Here is a 17,159-nt window from a genome sequence, read left to right as displayed (position 1 = left end):
ATCCCCCATGGCCGGCAGCGCCCAGTAGTTCGGCGTATTTTTCGGCCATTCGGCATAGCCGGTGACGGTCGCCGGCATGAAGTCGTCGATCTTGATTCCTTCCTTGGCGAAGAAATCGTTCAGCTTCACGTAATGCTTGTTCTCGGCGGAGCCGCCGATCCACTGCGAGTCACCGATGATCAGGTCGCAGAGCTTGCCCTTGGAATTGAGCTCGTTGAGCATGCGATCGGCGAAGTTCGGCCAAGGCACGAACTCGAACTTCATCGCGATATTGGTCTTGGCGGTGAAGTCCTTGGAGAGCTCGACTAGCGCATTGGCCGGATCCCAGGCCGCCCAGCAGAGCGTCAGAGACTTGCCCTGCGCCTGTGCCGCGGTGGCAGCCAGCGCGGCGCTCCCGGCGATGGTCGCGGCAAGCATCCATGTCCTGATTGTTTTCATGGTTTTCCCTCCCTTGGCGTGCCGTCACCAGCCGTCATTGGGGTGACGGGTGAACCTGCGTGACCGCGACGGGCACAACCGGAAGAAAAGGCACGGCCGACGCGGGACGTTTCCTCACGCCGCCCCGGAACTAACCGTCCAAGTTCAGCGATTTGTTTAGTGAACAGTCAATCGCTAAACATGTCAAGCGATGAAGACGGCCGATAACATACCGCAATGCAGCGTTTTGCGCCGCGATGCACAAGTTTAGTGAATTCCTGAGTATCGGTGGGTTGGGGCAGCCTGGCCCATCATCTGCTTCGCGAAGCAAGCAGGCTTGCCCGACAGGTCCACGAAGCGGTAGATCGAGCGTCGGGAACTCAAGAGCGACGGGCCAAGGGGCACTTAACACGCTGTCGGTCGGGCTGGCAGGTGAGCCGGACCGGTCCCCGCCAACGCGCCATGACCGCTCGGTCTCGCGGGGTACGAGTCAATGAGCGGACGGAGACGCATTGAACTGCTTCCAAGCCGAAGTGGAAGATCGCTGACGCGGCGCCTTTCCGAGGAATAAGGGAGAGCCCGCCGTTCCAGGGGCACGCTTCTTGATTTGCTGGAAACGAAGCGCCGTCCGGCTTGGTGGCCGGGCGGCGCTTATCGGATTGCGGAATTTTTCTTACAATCGCGGCAACACTATGCCTCGCGTTTCAGGTCAGAAACCGATTCAAGCCGGCGATGTAAGCCTCTGGCAGAGCCCAATGTTTCGCTCCGGCGATGACCGTTTCCATATAGCCGGGCTTCGGCTTTCCGGCATCGCCTGAACGGCCGATATAGATCAGCGCGCCCTTGGCGCCGCCCGGCACGATCACCGGCTGGTTGATCTTGACGTAGAGCCCGCTGCCGATGTCCTCGAACTTGTCGAGCGTGCGGATATCACTGAGCGAGCAGTCCCAGAGCACGCCATGGACCTCGTCGCGCGCATCGCGGATGGCGGAGGCATAGCCGTCGCGCGTGACGATGAAACGATGGCGCGGCAGGCGGGCGGGGCCGAGCGCGTGCGAGTTCGGGCAGCGCTGTGCCATGCCGACCGGGTCCATGTTAAGGCCGTAGGCGAAGTAGAGGGGCATGGTCCGGCTCGGCCTTTTTGCAGGGTCCCATTGTCAGGGCGCGCTGTCATTCCGGACATAGCGAAGCGGAGATCCGGAATMCATCGTAGGGCATAGTAGCCTCCGATGGATCCCGGATCAGCGCGGCTTCGCCGCTTGTCCGGGATGACGGCGCGGTTGTTGCTCTCGGCCTACTTCGTCTTGTTGAACAGCTCGCGCCCGATCAGCATGCGCCTGATCTCACTCGTCCCGGCGCCGATCTCGTAGAGCTTGGCGTCGCGCAGCAGGCGGCCTGTCGGATAGTCGTTGATGTAGCCGTTGCCGCCCAAGAGCTGGATGGCGTCGAGCGCGACCTGTGTCGCCTTCTCGGCCGCGATCAGGATGGCGCCGGCGGCGTCCTCGCGAGTCGTCTCGCCACGGTCGCAGGCCTTGGCGACGGAATAGACGTAAGCCCGGCAGGAGTTCATCGCGACATACATGTCGGCGACCTTGCCCTGAACGAGCTGGAATTCGCCGATCGACTGGCCGAACTGCTTGCGCTCATGGACATAGGGCATGACCACGTCGAGCGCCGCCTGCATGATGCCGAGCGGGCCGGCTGCGAGCACGACGCGCTCATAGTCGAGACCGGACATCAGCACGTTGACGCCGCGCCCGACGGTGCCGAGCACGTTCTCCTCCGGCACCTCGCAATCCTGGAAGACGAGCTCGCAGGTGTCGGAGCCGCGCATGCCGAGCTTGTCGAGCTTCTGGTGGGTCGAGAAGCCCTTCATGCCCTTCTCGATCAGGAAGGCGCTGATGCCGCGCGAGCCGGCCTCCGGATCGGTCTTGGCGTAGACCACCAGCGTCTCGGCGATCGGGCCGTTGGTGATCCACATCTTGTTGCCGTTGAGGACGTAGCGGTCGCCCTTCTTCTCGGCCTTGGTCTTCATCGAGACGACGTCCGAACCCGAGCCGGGTTCGGACATGGCGAGCGCGCCGACATGCTCGCCGGAGATGAGACCCGGCAGGTATTTGCGCTTCTGCGCCTCGCTGCCGTTGCGGCGGATCTGGTTCACGCAGAGATTGGAATGGGCGCCGTAGGAGAGGCCGACCGAGGCCGAGGCACGGGAGACTTCCTCGACCGCGATGCAATGCTCGAGATAGCCGAGCCCGGTGCCGCCATACTCCTCCTCCACCGTGATTCCGTGCAGGCCGAGCGCGCCCATCTCCGGCCAGAGATCGCGCGGGAACTGGTTGCTGCGGTCGATCTCTTCTGCGCGCGGCGCGATCTTCTCCTGCGCGAAGGCGTGGACGGTGTCGCGGATGGCGTCGGCGGTCTCGCCGAGGTCGAAATTGAACGGGCGCGGCGCGTTGGCGAGCATGGCGGAACCTCCCGGTTGATCATTGGGAGCGAGCCTCCCTTGCCGCCGTTATAGCCGGAGCCAGCCGGCGCGTCAGTGTGCAGACGCGCCCGGCGCGGTTGGGCGTCGATGCGGTGGCCAGCGTTCCGTGGCGGCAGGCCAAAGCCTGTCCGCACAGGGGCAATCCAACTCTTGTTTATCCCCTCCTGGAGGATAGGATATCGACATGAGCCACGCCATGGACCCCGACATCATCAATCGCCTGCGCCGCGCACAGGGGCACCTCGGCACCGTCGTCGGGATGGTCGAGGCGGGGCGGGCGGTTCCCGAGGTCGTGCAGCAGCTCCAGGCTGTCGAGAAGGCTCTGGAGAAGGTCAAGTCGCTGCTGATCTTCGACCATATCGAGCACCATCTGTTCGACCACGCCCAGGCACCGACGCCCGAGGCCCGCAGGTCGATCGAGGAGCTGAAGGCTCTCACCAAATATCTGTGACGGCCGCGGAGCGAGCGCCATGTCGAACCTGAACAGCTTTCCAGCCCGCCACGAGCACGTCTTCCTAGGCAGCGCACATGATCGCCACGAGCGGCGCACCTGGCTCGTCGTCGGCCTGACGGCGGTCACCATGGTCGCCGAGATCGTGGCGGGCACGGCGTTCGGCTCGATGGCGCTCGTCGCCGATGGCTGGCACATGTCGACCCATGCCGCAGCGCTCGGCATCGCTGCCTTCGCCTATCGCTTCGCCCGGCAGCATGCGCGTGACAGCCGTTTCAGCTTCGGCACGGGCAAGCTCGGCGATCTCGCGGCCTTCGCCAGCGCGCTGCTGCTGATGCTTGTGGGCCTTGCCGTGGGCTGGGAATCAGCGATGCGGTTGAGCACGCCGGTCGCGATCGATTTCACCCAGGCCACGGTGATCGCCGTGCTCGGTCTCATCGTCAATCTGGCGAGCGCCTGGGTGCTGAAGGATGGGCATGACCACCATCACGGCCACAGCCATGGCGGCTCGGGGCATCGCCCGCACGATCACGACCATGACCATCACGACCACCACCATCATGCCCATGGCGGCGGGCACGGCGCGGACACCAACCTGCGCGCGGCCTACACGCATGTCGTCGCCGACGCCTTCACCTCGATCCTGGCGATCGCGGCGCTGCTTGGCGGCCGATTCTACGGCTGGGTCTGGCTCGACCCGGCGATGGGCATCGTCGGCGCCTGCGTGATCGCCCACTGGTCGGTCGGCCTGCTGCGCAGCTCGGGAGCGATCCTGCTCGACACCGTGCCGGACGAGACCCTTGCGAAGCGTATCGGCGAACGGATCGCCGCCGAGGGCGCCGAGATCGCCGATCTACATCTCTGGCAGGTCGGGCCGGGGCATCGCAGCGCGATCGTCTCGATCGTCACCCGCGAGCCGAAAGCCCTGGCGGTCTACAAGCAGCTGCTGGCCGATCTGCCGACGCTGTCACATGTCACGGTCGAGGTGAACGCCCGCCCGGCCGTTGCCTAGATGGCTCCGGTCAATCGCCGATTACGCCGCGTTTCCGCAGCAGGATCAGCGTGAACAGCGCTGCGGCGATGCAGGACATGGCCACGAACACGGCGCCGAGATCCGATTCGACCCAGGGCAGGCCCTTCACATTGATGCCGAACAGGCCGGTGATGAAGGTTGCGGGCAGGAAGAGCGCCGTCAGCAAGGAGAGCACATAGAGCTGGCGGTTGGTGCGGCTGGCCGAGCGGGCGGCGATCTCGTCCTGCAGCAGCCGCGCCCGATCCTGCACCGACTGGACGTCATGGTGGAGGCCGTCGATGCGCTGGAGCAGGCGCATGGCCGCAGCCTTCACCGCGTCCGGGGCGCTGCGGCCGGAATGCGTCTCGGCGAAGCGGCGGAACAGGACATGCAGCCCGCTGAGCTGGCGATGCAGCCGAACGGCGGTGCGGCGGATCGCGCCGACACGCTGCGGCCCGTCATGCAGGCGGTCGAGCAGAATGTGATCCTCGACGCTGTCGGTTTCCTCGACGAGGCGGACGACGGCGTCGGTGATGTCGTCGATGATGTATTCGATGATCTGCTCGAACAGGCCTGCCGGGCTGGAAGCCGGCTCGCCGCGATCAAGCGCTTCGGCGGTCATGCGGATCGAATGCAGGGCTTCACGCCGGCCAGTCAGCAGGAAGTCGTCGCCGATGATCCAGCGCAGCGCGCCGACATCCTCGGATTTGTCGGCGATGTCCCGGATCAGGTCGTGCGACACGCCCCAGGCGAGATTGGCGGAATGATCGAGCCGCTGGTGCGGCTCATGCGACAGGAAGGCTTCCTGCGTCGTGTCCGGCAGGGCCTGCTCTGCGATCCAGCTCTGCGCCCGCGTATGGACGAGGTCGAGATGCAGCCAGACGAAGCCCTCGGCCGGTGAGAGATCTGGCAGGGTCTCGCGCGGAACGCGGCTTGGCCGCCCGTCCTCGTCAAAGCGATAGGCCCAGATGATACCGGACTGGGATTGCAGGTCGCCGGGCATGGTCCGCTTCCGCTGCCGCCGCAGGCTGGTCGGCGGCGCGGTGCTAAGGGCTCCGCGGATGTGACAATGGCGTGACGGTCGGGCCCGGCTATTCAGTTGCGGCGGACGGTGCCGGTCATGTCCGCGTCGCCGCTGTTCGCCGTGCGCGCGGGGATGCGGCCGGGCGGTGCGAATTTCAACTTCGTGCCGCCGGCCGCTGCCGGGGCGCGCAGACCGGCCGGTGTCGGCGGAGGCGCACGCAGGGCGAACTTGGGCTCGCCGCCCTGCCATTTGCGTGCGCCGATATCGAACCTGCCCTGGCGCCAGCCGTCGAACTCACGCTCGCTGCCGAAGAAGGCGTTGCGATCGACGTCGCCGACGATGCCAGGCACGCGGCCCGTGGTGGTGAACTGCCAGAACTCCCAGCGGTCGCGGGCATAGCGCTTGGCCAGCGGCGCGGCGGTCGAGCGCAGCCAGAAGGGATGATCGTTGAGTTCGCCCTCCAGTACGTCCTCGTGGAAGTTGATGTCGGTGTAGATGACGGGCTTCTTGCCGGTGTGCTCGCGCAGACCCTTCAGCATCTCGTTGATCTTGGCGAGGGCCAGCTCCCGCGAGATCTTGCGGGTGCATTGCGAGTCGTTCTGCCATTCGACGTCGAGGACGGGCGGCAGCGCATCCGCATCGCGCGGAATATGCTTCTTGATCCAGCGCACCTGATCCTTGGCCGAGCGGCACCACCAGACGAAGTGATAGGCGCCGCGTGGAATCCCGTGCTTCTTCGCCTCGGCCCAGTTGCGCTTGAAATTGGGATCGAGATGGTCGCCGCCTTCCGTCGCCTTGATGAAGGCGAAGCGGGTGCCGGCATCCTTGACCTTGGCCCAGTCGATCTCGCCCTGCCAGCGCGAGATGTCGATGCCCTGGATGACTTTGCGCCGCGCATCGCGGACGCCGTGATGCGGGGCGCTGTCGCCCTTCTTGGGATAGAACGCCTGCGCAGGCTCCAGAAAACTGATCAGAATCGCCGCGAAAGCAAAGGCTCCGAGGCCCGTCCGTCCGCTGGTCAGCTTGCCCGCTGGCATGTGTCTCTCCCGCATCACAGGTCCAGATGGCGGGAGCGTGGTTAAGCGGCGGTTAGAATTGCCGCGCTGTCTAACGAAGAGTTTCAGCCTTGGTTAACCGCGGGGCCGCGCCGCTCAGTCGTCGAGGTCCGTGTCCTGCACGGCTGTCGCTGCCACGCGGCTCGGCTGGAACGCCGAGGCGACCGGGGGCAGGGCGCCGGGGATGCGTGCGACAGGCATGTTCTCCGGGATCGGCGCGGGCGTCGGTGCCGGCCCCGGCATCGCCGGACGCTCGGGCCCCGGATCAGGCTGCGGCGGAACCTTGTCGGCCTTGTCCCAGCGACGCGTGCCGATGTCGAATTCGCCGCGCACCCAGCCGGCGTATTGCGCTTCGGTGCCGAAGAAAGCGTTGCGGTCGACATCGCCCTTGATGCCGGGCACGCGGCCGGTGGTGGTGAACTGCCAGAAGGCCCAGGTCCGATTGTTGTAGCGCACCTCGGGCAGGGCAGCGGTCGACCGGATCCAATAGGGGTAGCTGTTGAACTGGCCTTCGAGCACCTCGCGGTGGAAGGTGATGTCCGTGTAGATCACCGGCTTCTTGCCGGTGAGGAGCTCAAGCTCGTTCAGCATGAGCTGGATCTTCTCGCGGGCGAGGTCCGGGGCGATCTTCTGCGGGCAGGTGCGGGAGTGGCCGTTCCATTCGACGTCGAGCACCGGCGGCAGCGCATCGGGGTCGTTCGGAATCTGCTGCTTGAACCAGACCGCCTGCTCATGTGCCGGGCGGCACCAATAGACGAAATGGTATGCGCCGCGCGGAATGCCGGCGCGGCGCGCGCCTTCCCAGTTGCGCTGGAAGGCGGGGTCGACATGGTCGCCGCCCTCGGTCGCCTTCATGTAGACGAAGCGCGTACCGGCGGCCTTGACCGAGGCCCAGTCGATCTCGCCCTGCCAGCGCGAGATGTCGATGCCGTGGATCGGATAGTTGTGAGCCGCCGCGACGCCGGGGTGGGGGCGGGCGTCGCCCTTCGACGGATAGTTGTCGAGCGCCACGCAGCCGCCGAGGGCCGCGAAAGCGGCAGCAGCCAGAAAGGGCGGGAAGCGGAAACGTGACATGCGGCGGGCGTTCATCTCGCCGAGAATTGCGGAGAATGCTTGACGGCGGGTTTACGTTACCAAAGTTCTGCCGCCTGTCAGCCGAATCTGAGGCGCTGGCTCGACTTTCCTGTTCCTCAGTACCGATTCGCTTTCGCGCAAAGGGTGAGGCTTTCGCGTCAAAGCCTTCCAAACAGGCCAGAAACGCAAAAGGCGACCCGAAGGTCGCCTTTTGCTGGACTTACCGTCCGAATTTGGTGCGGTCGAGAGGACTCGAACCTCCACGGGTCTCCCCGCTACCACCTCAAGGTAGTGCGTCTACCAGTTCCGCCACGACCGCAGCTCGGTTCCGGTTGCAGGCGGTGCATCCGGTGAGCGGCGCCGATCTAGCAAATCGAATCCGTTGCCACAAGTGCATCCGCGCGGAAAAACGAGCGATCCCGGTTTTTCCCCAGATTGGCGGCTCAGGCGGCCTCGGCCACGCTCTGCAATGTGTAGATCGTCGGGCGCTTCAGCATCTGGGTGATCTCGACGGAAATCTTGGCGCCGCTGACCACGACGATTCCCTTGGCGAAGGGGTGGTTGTTCGCGAGAATCTGGACTTCGTCGGTCTCGCTGGTGTTGAGCTCGATGATCGCGCCGCGGCCGAGGCGCAGCAGCTTGTAGATCGGCATCTCGGTCTGGCCGAGCACAACGGTGAGTTCGACAGGAACGAGATCGAGATCGGCCTTCAAGTCCTGCCTCCGGAACCCTACTTCAGAATTGGACCAGCGAAACTTGCCTGCCCGCCGGTTTTGGGCGCAAGAGGCTTGGCCGTGGTCGCGCCGGATGTCTCCGGTACGGAAAGCTTGGACGGAACATGGTTAAGCCATGGTGAAGATGCGTGAGGAACTCGCCGTGTCCTTCCTTTCGGAAGCGGTCGGCGAGCCGGTCGAATGGGTCGTGGCCGAGGGGCTGATCGGCTATGACGAGGCCGTCGCCGAGATGGAGATGCGCGCCGGGCTGATCGCCGACGGAGAGGCGCGCGAGCGCGTCTGGCTGGTCGAGCACCCGCCGCTCTACACCGCCGGCACCTCGGCGCGGGACGAGGACCTGATCGCGCCCGAGCGATTCCCGGTCTTCCGCTCGGGGCGGGGCGGGCAGTTCACCTATCACGGCCCCGGCCAGCGCGTGGCCTATGTCATGCTCGACCTGAAGCGGCGCCAGCCGGATCTGCGCCGCTTCGTCGCGGCGCTCGAAGGCTGGCTGATCGGCGCGCTCGACGATTTCAACATCCGCGGCGAGCGGCGCGAGGACCGCGTCGGCGTCTGGGTCCGCCGGCCCGACAAGGGGGCGGATGTCGAGGACAAGATCGCCGCGATCGGCATCCGGGTGCGCCGCTGGGTCTCGTTCCACGGCGTCTCGCTGAATGTCGAGCCGGAACTCTCGCATTTCGACGGTATCGTGCCTTGCGGCGTCAGCCAGCATGGCGTGACTTCGCTCGTCGATCTCGGCCTGCCGGTGACGATGCCGGAAGTCGATTCGGTGCTGCGCGAGGCTTTCGAGCGGGTGTTCGGCCCAACCGTCCCAGCCTGATTTACCTTTCGTTAGTCATGCCGCACCCATGCTTTCGGCCTGTTTCGAGCCAGACATGGGAATGACAGATGCGCGCTTTTCTTCTCGCCGGCGGCCTCGCTGTGCTGCTGGCCGCCTGCAACACCACCGACCAGCGCATTGCCGGCGCAGCCGCCGGAGCGGGGGCGGGCGCCCTCGTCGGCGGACCGATCGGCGCGGTTGCTGGCGGTGCGATCGGGGCCGTCGCGGCGCCGTCCGTGACCGGGTCGATCAACAAAGCGCGCGAGTAGCATCTTCCGCCGGCGCGGATTTGCCCGGCCGCATGCGTGCGTCCGTGCCGGTTGGCGTTTTCGATACGGCGCGCCATAACTTCGGCCGAGGATTCCGCCGAGGGAGCGCGCCGTGCCGGTCATCGAAAGCAAGGTCGATCTGAATTCGGCCGAGACGCGCGCCAATGCCGACGCCTGGGCGGGCCTGCGCGACGAACTTCAGCAGCAACGCGCGACCGCCGCGCTCGGCGGCAACGCCAAATCCCGCGAACGCCATACGGCTCGCGGCAAGCTGCTGCCTCGGGAGCGCGTTCTGCGCTTGACCGATCCGGGCTCGGCCTTCCTCGAAATCGGCTCGCTCGGCGCCTTCGGCATGTATGAGGGCGATGTCCATGGCGCCGGCATGATCGCCGGCATCGGCCGCGTCGCCGGCCGCGAGTGCATGATCGTTTGCAACGATGCGACGATCAAAGGCGGCACCTACTACCCCATGACGGTGAAGAAGCATCTGCGTGCGCAGGAGATCGCCCGCGAGAACCGTCTGCCTTGCATCTACCTCGTCGATTCGGGCGGGGCGAACCTGCCGCACCAGACCGAGGTCTTCCCCGACCGCGAGCATTTCGGCCGAATCTTCTACAACCAGGCGACGCTCTCGGCCGAGGGCATACCGCAGGTCGCAGTGGTGATGGGCTCCTGCACCGCCGGTGGCGCCTATGTGCCCGCGATGTCGGACGAGACGATCATCGTCAGGAAGCAGGGCACGATCTTCCTGGGTGGCCCGCCGTTGGTGAAGGCAGCGACCGGCGAGGTCGTCTCGGCCGAAGATCTCGGCGGCGCCGATGTGCATGCGCGGCTTTCGGGCGTCGCGGATCACTATGCCGGCGACGACACTCATGCGCTCGCCATCGCCCGGCGCATTGCGGGCAATCTTAATAGCGTCAAGCGGCCGGATATCGACATCGCCGAGCCGGTCGAGCCGCTCTACGACCCGGCCGAACTGGAAGCCGTGGTGCCGACGGACCTCAAGAAGCAATACGACATCCGCGAGGTGATCGCGCGGCTGGTCGACGGCTCGGAGTTCGACGAATTCAAGAAGCTCTATGGCACCACGTTGGTGACCGGCTTCGCTCGCATCCATGGCATCCCGGTCGGCATCATCGCCAATAACGGCATCCTGTTCTCGGAAAGCGCGCTCAAGGGCGCGCATTTTATCGAATTGTGCTGCCAGCGGCGCATTCCGCTGCTCTTCCTGCAGAATATCACCGGCTTCATGGTCGGCCGCGATTTCGAGACGCGGGGCATCGCCAAGGACGGCGCCAAGCTCGTCACCGCCGTCGCCTCGGCGCGAGTGCCGAAGATCACGGTGCTCGTCGGCGGCTCCTTCGGCGCCGGAAATTACGGCATGTGCGGGCGAGCCTACGGCCCCCGCTTCCTGTTCACCTGGCCGAACTCGCGGATATCGGTAATGGGTGGCGAGCAGGCTGCGAGCGTGCTCGCCACCGTCCGCCGCGACAACATCGAGGCCGAGGGCAAGAGCTGGCCGGCGGCCGATGAGGAGGCCTTCAAGGCGCCAATCCGCAGCCGGTACGAAGAAGAAGGCTCGCCCTATTTCGCCACGGCACGGCTCTGGGACGACGGCATCATCCTGCCCTCCGAGACCCGCCGCGTGCTGGCGCTGGCCTTCTCCGCCACGCTCAACGCGGAGATTCCCGAGACGAAGTTCGGCGTGTTCCGGATGTGATGAGGGCGCGCGCTGCCTCCGTCATGCTCGGGTCAAGCCCGAGCATGACGGCAAGTCCTACCGCAGCTCGATCCTCGTGACCTCGTAGACGGCGCGCGCGCCGCGCTTGTCGCCGGCCGCGACGAGGCGCCAGCCGCCATCCAGCGGCTTGCCATCGACTTCGGCGACGAGGATGAGGGGCATGTTGCCGAAGTCGGGATGGATTTCCCCGACCGAGAAGGCGATCTGGTAGCCGTCCTTCGCGCTCGCGATGAACGTCTTCCTGAGCTGGTCACCGGGCTTGAGGCCGTCGAGGGCCTGGTGCGCCTGCAGGACATCCCACAACAGGACGCCCTTGTAGTGGCGCGTCGCCGGCCCCTTCGAGGTTTCGAAGGTCACGTCGCGCTCGGCGACGGGCAGGCCAGACAGGGATTGCGACGAGAGCCGGATCGTATCGGCTCCGATACCGACGATCTCGATCGCGGGCTCCTGCGCGCGCAGGATCGGGGCCGTCGCCAGCATGACGATCAGAACCAGCAGGGAGCGCAGCAAGGCGATGATCTCCCTTGGATGTCCGACGATAGCATGTCGTCGTTTCTCCGGTGGCTTGGATGATGCGCGTACTTCGTCTGCCCGGGTTGAAGCAGGGGCGGTTCAAAGCGCGGGGGCCTGAGACCTGACCGGGCTCCGAAGTTGTCTGTTTTCGGCCTAGGCGGATGGGGCAGAGGACAGTTTCGCGGCAGCCGCCGTTCGCACGGCCTCGGTCAGACGGTCGAGCAACCGAGCGGCCAATCTGGTGCGCTGCCAGTAGAGCGTGACGGCGATCCGCGTGTGCGGCGGCAGCTCGACCAGTCGGCCGGCCTCCAGATGTGGCGCGGCGAGCGACAGGGGCGCCATCGACCAGCCCAGCCCGGCGAGGGTCATGTCCAGCATGCCTTGAGTCGACGGCGTCCAATGGGTTGGGGGCGAGATGGATGTTCCCCACGCGGCCTGAGCCCATCGCGCCTGAAGCTCGTCGCGGCGGTCGAACCGCAGCATCGGCACCCTTTGAATGCTTGCGGCATCGACGCCGGCGCGAAAGCAGCGGTTCATGAAGTCGGGATTGGCCACGGCCAGATACTCGATGGCGCCGAGGGGATAGATCCTGCACCCGACGACGGTGGCAGGGTCAGCGGTGACGGCGGCGAGGACCTCTCCGCTGCGGAGACGCTGCGCGGTGTGGGCTTCATCTTCGAGGACGAGATCGAGCATCGCGCCCGTTTCGGCTGCGAACTGTGCCGCTGCCTGCGGAAACCAGGTGCTGACGCTATCGGCGTTCACGGCAACCCTCACCGAGGAGGGGCCGGGCTCCTGACCCGCCAGTCCTGGCAGATTATCGACGACTTCGCTTTCAAGCAGGCGGACCTGCTCGACATGGGCACAGAGCTTGGCGCCGGCTTCGGTAGGGCGGCATGGCGCGCCTCTGGTGAGCAGGATCGCCCCGAGCCGTTCCTCGATCCCCTTCACGCGCTGGGACACTGCCGAGGGCGTGACGCCCAAGCTCGCCGCCGCCTTCTCGAAACTGCCCTCGCGGGCGACCGCGGCCACCGCCGCCAAAGATAGATAATCCAACATTAGCCCGCCTAATTCAGGGTAAGCAGGTTTAGTTAGACTACATCTGCGGCGCCCGTCATCAAGGCCCCATGACCAGCACCCTTCTTCCTGCCTTCGCCAAGGGCTTTGCGCTTTCCGCCGGCCTCATCGTCGCCATCGGCGCGCAGAATATGTTCGTCCTCCGGCAGGGCCTCAAACGCGAGCATGTCTGGCCAGTCGTCCTGTTTTGCGCTGCGGCGGATGCGGCGCTCATCATTGCCGGGGTCAGCGGCCTGGGTGGCATGCTCGCTCTCGTCCCGGGGCTGTCGCTCCTTCTCGGCCTGGGTGGTGCGGCCTTCCTCAGCTGGTACGGCGCTCTCGCCTTGCGGCGGGCCGCCAATCCGTCGGCGCTCATCTTGGACCATCAGGCCAGCATGACGCTCGGGGCGGCGCTGGCAGGAACCGCCGCCTTCACCTTCCTCAACCCTCACGTCTACATCGACACGGTGATGCTCATGGGGGCGGTCGGGGCGAGCCTTCCGCCTGTGGAACGGCCTCTCTTCATGGCGGGGGCGGCGAGCGCGAGCTTTGCCTGGTTCGCCTCGCTCGGCTTTGGCGCTCGGTTCCTTGCTCCGATTTTTACGCGCCCGGTGGCCTGGCGCATCCTCGACCTCGGCATCGGCCTCATGATGCTGGCGCTTGCCGTGAGCCTTCTCCGCGGCGCGCTGATCGATTGATCGCCACGCTTCAGGGTGCGACGTAAAAGGATCGGCTGCTTGATCGCCCATCGCGAACGGAGATTTTCATGACTGCTGGTTCGGTTTTCAGCGGGTTGTCCGCATTTCCGCTGACCCCCGCCGATGCGGATGGAGTGGTCGATACCGAAGCCTTTGCCGCAATGCTCGAGCGGCTCGTCGCCGCCGGGGTCGATTCCATCGCCGTGCTCGGGAGTACCGGCACCTATGCCTATCTGGAACGCACCGAGCGGGCGCGTGCGCTGCGCGCCGCCGTGGAAACGATTGCCGGTCGCGTTCCGCTGATCGCGGGTATCGGATCCCTGCGAACCTCGTGGTCGACCGAGCTTGCCAGAGATGCCGAGCGGGCCGGGGCCGATGCGCTGCTTCTGGCACCGGTCTCATACACGCCGCTGACCGAGGCAGAAGTGTTCGCGCACTTCCAAGCCGTCGCGAGTTCATCCGGCCTGCCGCTGTGCATCTACAACAATCCCAGCACGACCCATTTCACGTTCTCGGCGGAACTGATCGCTCGGCTCTCGCTGATACGGAACATCGCGGCAGTCAAAATGCCGCTGCCCGGCAGTGGCGACTTTGCAGGCGAGATCGGCCGATTGCGCCCGGCCTGCCGTGGAGGATTCACGGTCGGCTATAGCGGCGACTGGGGAGCGGCTGCGGCGCTTCTCGCGGGCGCCGACGCCTGGTACAGCGTCGTCGCCGGTCTCTTGCCGGCGGCTGCACTGCGCCTGACGCGCGCGGCGAGGGCCGGCGATCGCGACGCGGCGCTGGCTGCCGATGCCGCCTTGGAACCTCTGTGGTCGCTGTTCCGGGCGCATGGAAGCCTGCGCGTGATGTATCTGATCGCAACGCGCCTTGGCCTACGGCCGGGCTTGCCGCCGCTGCCCATCCAGCCGCTCGATGCCTCCGTCGAACACGCCGTCGCCGAAGCACTGGAGGCCGTCAGGCAGTAAGCGCCCTTGCAGAAGCCCCGAGGGTTCTCACGCCAGCGTGAACGCCTCGTGCACCGCGCTCTGGACGCCGCCGCCCATGATCGGACCGCCACCTGCGACGTGGATCGCGTCACCGACGAGCGCGGCGCCGAGGCCGTGGCGGGGTGTGACCATCGGCGCATATTGCTCCCAGCCATCGGCCGCCGGGTCGTAGGCCTCCATCTGGCCGAAGACGCGGTTGGTGCCTTCCCCGCCCATCACGAAGACCTTGCCGCGATAGAGCACGGCGCCGTGGCCGGAGCGGCCCGTCGGAGCCGGCGCGCGCATCGTCCACTTGTCCGCTGCCGGGTCGTAGGAATGGTGCAGGTTCGAGTTGGTGTGGAAGGAATCGACCCGGCCGCCGATGACGTGGATCAGCGGGCCGATAGCGAGCGTGCCGGTGTGGTCGCGCGCGGTCGGGAGGGGTGAGCGTTCGCTCCAGCGATCGGTCTTGGGGTCGTAGACCAGATGCCAGTCGACCGAGCGCTTGCTCTCGGTGGTCTCGCCGATCGCGCCGCCGATGACATGCAGCACGCCCCCTAGCCCGACCACGGCGGTCGAGCCGGCCGGGCGGGGCAGGGCGGCGATCTCGGCCCAGCGATCGGCCTTGGGATCATAGACGAAGCAGCGCGGATGCGGCTTGCGGTTCTGCTCGAGGAAGCCGCCGATGGCGTAGAGCCTGCCGTCGAGGAAGGCGACGCCGACATGGTTGGCGCCCTGAGGCAGCGGCGCGCCATCATCCCATTTGTCGGCCTTGGGATCGTAGACATGGTGATAGGCCCGGTCGGTGCGCTGCTCGCCATAGCCTCCGACGACATGCATCCTGTCTTCGAAAGCCGTCGCCCAGGCCATCTCCGAGCGCGGCAGCGGCAAGGGCGCCTTGGCGGTCCAGCGGCCGGGCGTGGCGGCCTTCGGCGCGGGTGAGTCGAAGACGTTCTGGGTCGTCGCAAGCTCAGGCTTGCCGATCCGCCCCGGTTGGCTAAGCCGCTCATATTGCGGGCCGTGATGCTCGTGCCCCGGCTGCTGGGCGAGCGCCGGGCCGGCGAGCGTGGCGGCGCCGGCAGCGAGCAGGTGGCGGCGGTTCAGGCTGGTCATCGCGTCGTCCTCCCGACTACAACGATAAGGCAGAGGCGACGGGCGGCAAGCGCATGAATTGTCGATGGTTGCGCTGTTTCCCCGCGCGGTCTCGCCCGCTATGGTCGGTTGCCATCTCAAACGATTTAGGCTGCAGGAAACACGGGGAAACGCATGTCTGGGCATAACAAGGTCGCGATCATCACCGGTGCCGGTTCGGGCGTGGGCCGGTCGGTCGCCATCGCCTTCCTGAAGGACGGCTACCGCACCGTGCTGGCCGGACGCCGGGCCGATGCGCTGGAGGAGACGATCGCTCTCTCCGGCGCCGACAAGGGCCGGGCTCTCGCGGTCTCGACGGATGTCACCGACAAGGCCTCGGTCGAGGCGCTGTTCGCGAAGACGAAGGAAGCCTTCGGCCGGGTCGACGTTCTCTTCAACAATGCCGGCGTCAACGCGCCGGGCGGCGTGCTGCTGGAGGATCTCTCGCTGGAGGACTGGCAGAAGGTCGTCGACACCAACCTGACCGGTCCGTTCCTCTGCACCCAGGCGGCCTTCAAGGCGATGAAGACGCAGGAGCCGCGCGGCGGGCGCATCATCAACAACGGCTCGATCTCGGCGCAGGCGCCGCGGCCGAACTCCGCCGCCTACACCGCGACCAAGCACGCCATCTCCGGCCTGACCAAGACCGCCTCGCTGGACGGGCGCAAATACGACATCGCCGTCGGCCAGGTCGATATCGGCAACGCGCTCACCGACATGGCCAAGAAGATGACGACCGGCGTGCCGCAGGCTGATGGTTCGGTGAAGGTCGAGCCGGTGATGGATGTCGACCACGTCGCGAGCACGGTGCTGCACATGGCCGGGCTGCCGCTGGAGGCCAACATCCTCTTCGTCACGGTGATGGCGACCAAGGCCCCGCTCGTCGGGCGCGGGTGAGGCTACCCCTCTTCCGTCATGCCCGGGCTTGACCCGGGCATCTCGTCCAGATGGATGATGAGATTCTCGGGTCTCCGCTGCGCTGCGCCCGAGAATGACGGGAGGTTGCATGGCCGCGATTGACAACGGTTCTGATGCCGCCTCGGGCCCGGCCACCCACCCCGACGTCGCCCGCGCCTATACGCTGACGATCTGGGGCATCGCGCTGGGCATCCTCATCCAGGCGGCGGCGACCGTCGTCTGGGCGCTCGCCATCGGCAATGCCCAGCTCTTCAAGGACGGAGTCGACTGGGTCTACGACGTCGCGCTCTACGGCATCGCCGCCATCGTCTTCGGCCGCGATGCGCGGGCCGAGCGGCTGGCGGCGGTCGCGATCGGCGCGGTGATGGCCGTCGCCGGCCTGCATTCACTCTACGATCTCTGGGACAAGATCGTCCGGCCGCGGCCGATCGAAGTGTGGACGCTCGGTTTCGCGGCCGCGAGCGCCATCGTCATAGCGCTCATCGTCATCGGCGTGCTCTGGCGCTTCCGCCGCGAGGACAATCCGGTGATCAAGGCGACCTGGCTGTCGAGCCGCAATGACGCGATCTCGACGACCGGCTTCGCGCTGGTCGGGCTCGCCGCGCGTGTCGCGCCGGTGCGCTGGCCGGAATACCTGTTCGACCTCATCGTCGCCGGGATCTGCTTCCAGGCGACATGGGCGATCTGGCGCTCGCTGCGGCGGGGCGCGGATTCGGAAGCGGCCCAGCCGGGTTTGCGCAACAAGGCGCAGACAGACGCGGCGGGCGGGCTATAAAGGCGGCAACCCTTT

Annotated in this window: 17 protein-coding genes, 1 tRNA gene and 2 pseudogenes; 9 read left to right on the top strand and 11 right to left on the bottom strand. The window is 66.3% G+C overall.

The window, feature by feature from the left end:
- The 3 genes and pseudogenes from AC1DVA_RS09495 to AC1DVA_RS09485 all read right to left on the bottom strand — a co-directional run.
- Positions 1–417, bottom strand: a pseudogene (locus AC1DVA_RS09495) (carbohydrate ABC transporter substrate-binding protein); the annotation flags it as partial.
- A 704-nt stretch (positions 418–1,121) separates the two neighbouring features.
- On the bottom strand, positions 1,122–1,541 hold the full coding sequence (locus tag AC1DVA_RS09490; protein WP_476805724.1) for a gamma-glutamylcyclotransferase family protein: 420 nt from the start codon (positions 1,539–1,541) through the stop codon (positions 1,122–1,124).
- A gap of 170 nt (positions 1,542–1,711) precedes the next feature.
- On the bottom strand, positions 1,712–2,884 hold the full coding sequence (locus AC1DVA_RS09485) for an isovaleryl-CoA dehydrogenase (protein WP_476805723.1): 1,173 nt from the start codon (positions 2,882–2,884) through the stop codon (positions 1,712–1,714).
- 205 nt (positions 2,885–3,089) lie between these two features.
- On the opposite strand from AC1DVA_RS09485, the gene AC1DVA_RS09480 reads away from it, so the two are divergent.
- Both AC1DVA_RS09480 and dmeF read left to right on the top strand, forming a co-directional pair.
- Positions 3,090–3,356: a metal-sensing transcriptional repressor gene (locus AC1DVA_RS09480; RefSeq protein WP_265053728.1), complete on the top strand. Its 267-nt coding sequence runs from the start codon at positions 3,090–3,092 to the stop codon at positions 3,354–3,356.
- A gap of 19 nt (positions 3,357–3,375) precedes the next feature.
- On the top strand, positions 3,376–4,368 hold the full coding sequence (dmeF, locus tag AC1DVA_RS09475; protein ID WP_476805722.1) for a CDF family Co(II)/Ni(II) efflux transporter DmeF: 993 nt from the start codon (positions 3,376–3,378) through the stop codon (positions 4,366–4,368).
- Positions 4,369–4,378: 10 nt separating this feature from the next.
- On the opposite strand, the gene AC1DVA_RS09470 is transcribed toward dmeF, so the two are convergent.
- The 5 genes and pseudogenes from AC1DVA_RS09470 to AC1DVA_RS09450 all read right to left on the bottom strand — a co-directional run bounded on the left by AC1DVA_RS09470 (position 4,379) and on the right by AC1DVA_RS09450 (position 8,234).
- A complete protein-coding gene (locus AC1DVA_RS09470) occupies positions 4,379–5,371 on the bottom strand; it encodes a CorA family divalent cation transporter (protein ID WP_476805721.1) in 993 nt (330 codons plus the stop codon).
- Positions 5,372–5,463: 92 nt separating this feature from the next.
- Positions 5,464–6,429, bottom strand: coding sequence for a GH25 family lysozyme (locus AC1DVA_RS09465; protein ID WP_265053723.1), 966 nt, complete (start codon positions 6,427–6,429; stop codon positions 5,464–5,466).
- A gap of 333 nt (positions 6,430–6,762) precedes the next feature.
- Positions 6,763–7,536, bottom strand: a pseudogene (locus AC1DVA_RS09460) (glycoside hydrolase family 25 protein); the annotation flags it as partial.
- Positions 7,537–7,755: 219 nt separating this feature from the next.
- A tRNA-Leu gene (locus AC1DVA_RS09455) sits at positions 7,756–7,840 on the bottom strand.
- 124 nt (positions 7,841–7,964) lie between these two features.
- The gene (locus AC1DVA_RS09450; protein ID WP_265053722.1) at positions 7,965–8,234 is read right to left on the bottom strand and encodes a FliM/FliN family flagellar motor switch protein; all 270 of its coding nucleotides are present in this window, start codon (positions 8,232–8,234) and stop codon (positions 7,965–7,967) included.
- Between the two features lie 136 nt (positions 8,235–8,370).
- Here AC1DVA_RS09450 and lipB point away from each other — a divergent pair, with 136 nt between their 5' ends.
- The 3 genes from lipB (at position 8,371) to AC1DVA_RS09435 (ending at position 11,064) form a co-directional block, all read left to right on the top strand.
- Positions 8,371–9,075: a lipoyl(octanoyl) transferase LipB gene (lipB, locus tag AC1DVA_RS09445; protein ID WP_265053721.1), complete on the top strand. Its 705-nt coding sequence runs from the start codon at positions 8,371–8,373 to the stop codon at positions 9,073–9,075.
- 68 nt (positions 9,076–9,143) lie between these two features.
- A complete protein-coding gene (locus AC1DVA_RS09440; RefSeq protein ID WP_265053720.1) occupies positions 9,144–9,344 on the top strand; it encodes a hypothetical protein in 201 nt (66 codons plus the stop codon).
- A gap of 112 nt (positions 9,345–9,456) precedes the next feature.
- Positions 9,457–11,064, top strand: a complete 1,608-nt coding sequence (locus AC1DVA_RS09435; protein ID WP_476805720.1) for a carboxyl transferase domain-containing protein — start codon at positions 9,457–9,459, stop codon at positions 11,062–11,064.
- 57 nt (positions 11,065–11,121) lie between these two features.
- Here the strand turns inward: AC1DVA_RS09435 and AC1DVA_RS09430 are convergent, their stop codons facing one another.
- Both AC1DVA_RS09430 and AC1DVA_RS09425 read right to left on the bottom strand, forming a co-directional pair.
- On the bottom strand, positions 11,122–11,595 hold the full coding sequence (locus tag AC1DVA_RS09430; RefSeq protein ID WP_476805719.1) for a hypothetical protein: 474 nt from the start codon (positions 11,593–11,595) through the stop codon (positions 11,122–11,124).
- A 156-nt stretch (positions 11,596–11,751) separates the two neighbouring features.
- Positions 11,752–12,657, bottom strand: a complete 906-nt coding sequence (locus tag AC1DVA_RS09425) for a LysR family transcriptional regulator ArgP (RefSeq protein WP_476805718.1) — start codon at positions 12,655–12,657, stop codon at positions 11,752–11,754.
- A gap of 68 nt (positions 12,658–12,725) precedes the next feature.
- Between AC1DVA_RS09425 and AC1DVA_RS09420 the strand changes: the two genes are divergently transcribed.
- Positions 12,726–13,352: a LysE/ArgO family amino acid transporter gene (locus tag AC1DVA_RS09420; protein WP_476805717.1), complete on the top strand. Its 627-nt coding sequence runs from the start codon at positions 12,726–12,728 to the stop codon at positions 13,350–13,352.
- A 68-nt stretch (positions 13,353–13,420) separates the two neighbouring features.
- Complete coding sequence (locus AC1DVA_RS09415; protein ID WP_476805716.1) at positions 13,421–14,320, top strand: dihydrodipicolinate synthase family protein; 900 nt, start codon at positions 13,421–13,423, stop codon at positions 14,318–14,320.
- Between the two features lie 27 nt (positions 14,321–14,347).
- Here AC1DVA_RS09415 and AC1DVA_RS09410 read toward each other — a convergent pair whose 3' ends face one another.
- Positions 14,348–15,433 (bottom strand): Kelch repeat-containing protein, encoded by a 1,086-nt coding sequence (locus tag AC1DVA_RS09410; RefSeq protein WP_476805715.1) that lies wholly within the window; start codon positions 15,431–15,433, stop codon positions 14,348–14,350.
- Between the two features lie 153 nt (positions 15,434–15,586).
- Here AC1DVA_RS09410 and AC1DVA_RS09405 point away from each other — a divergent pair, with 153 nt between their 5' ends.
- Both AC1DVA_RS09405 and AC1DVA_RS09400 read left to right on the top strand, forming a co-directional pair.
- On the top strand, positions 15,587–16,348 hold the full coding sequence (locus AC1DVA_RS09405; RefSeq protein WP_476805714.1) for an SDR family oxidoreductase: 762 nt from the start codon (positions 15,587–15,589) through the stop codon (positions 16,346–16,348).
- Between the two features lie 109 nt (positions 16,349–16,457).
- Positions 16,458–17,144, top strand: coding sequence for a cation efflux transmembrane domain-containing protein (locus AC1DVA_RS09400; protein ID WP_476805713.1), 687 nt, complete (start codon positions 16,458–16,460; stop codon positions 17,142–17,144).
- Positions 17,145–17,159 lie beyond the last annotated feature (15 nt).

The organism is Allobosea sp. P4_C6, from assembly GCF_056402015.1.
This window is presented reverse-complemented; position numbering and strand designations above follow the sequence as displayed.

Coding starts and splice junctions, on each gene's coding strand:
- AC1DVA_RS09490 (WP_476805724.1), bottom strand. CDS start 1,541: ATGCCCCTCTACTTCGCCTACGGCCTTAACATGGACCCGGTCGGCATG.
- AC1DVA_RS09485 (WP_476805723.1), bottom strand. CDS start 2,884: ATGCTCGCCAACGCGCCGCGCCCGTTCAATTTCGACCTCGGCGAGACC.
- AC1DVA_RS09480 (WP_265053728.1), top strand. CDS start 3,090: ATGAGCCACGCCATGGACCCCGACATCATCAATCGCCTGCGCCGCGCA.
- dmeF (WP_476805722.1), top strand. CDS start 3,376: ATGTCGAACCTGAACAGCTTTCCAGCCCGCCACGAGCACGTCTTCCTA.
- AC1DVA_RS09470 (WP_476805721.1), bottom strand. CDS start 5,371: ATGCCCGGCGACCTGCAATCCCAGTCCGGTATCATCTGGGCCTATCGC.
- AC1DVA_RS09465 (WP_265053723.1), bottom strand. CDS start 6,429: ATGCCAGCGGGCAAGCTGACCAGCGGACGGACGGGCCTCGGAGCCTTT.
- lipB (WP_265053721.1), top strand. CDS start 8,371: ATGGTGAAGATGCGTGAGGAACTCGCCGTGTCCTTCCTTTCGGAAGCG.
- AC1DVA_RS09440 (WP_265053720.1), top strand. CDS start 9,144: ATGCGCGCTTTTCTTCTCGCCGGCGGCCTCGCTGTGCTGCTGGCCGCC.
- AC1DVA_RS09425 (WP_476805718.1), bottom strand. CDS start 12,657: ATGTTGGATTATCTATCTTTGGCGGCGGTGGCCGCGGTCGCCCGCGAG.
- AC1DVA_RS09420 (WP_476805717.1), top strand. CDS start 12,726: ATGACCAGCACCCTTCTTCCTGCCTTCGCCAAGGGCTTTGCGCTTTCC.
- AC1DVA_RS09415 (WP_476805716.1), top strand. CDS start 13,421: ATGACTGCTGGTTCGGTTTTCAGCGGGTTGTCCGCATTTCCGCTGACC.
- AC1DVA_RS09410 (WP_476805715.1), bottom strand. CDS start 15,433: ATGACCAGCCTGAACCGCCGCCACCTGCTCGCTGCCGGCGCCGCCACG.
- AC1DVA_RS09405 (WP_476805714.1), top strand. CDS start 15,587: ATGTCTGGGCATAACAAGGTCGCGATCATCACCGGTGCCGGTTCGGGC.
- AC1DVA_RS09400 (WP_476805713.1), top strand. CDS start 16,458: ATGGCCGCGATTGACAACGGTTCTGATGCCGCCTCGGGCCCGGCCACC.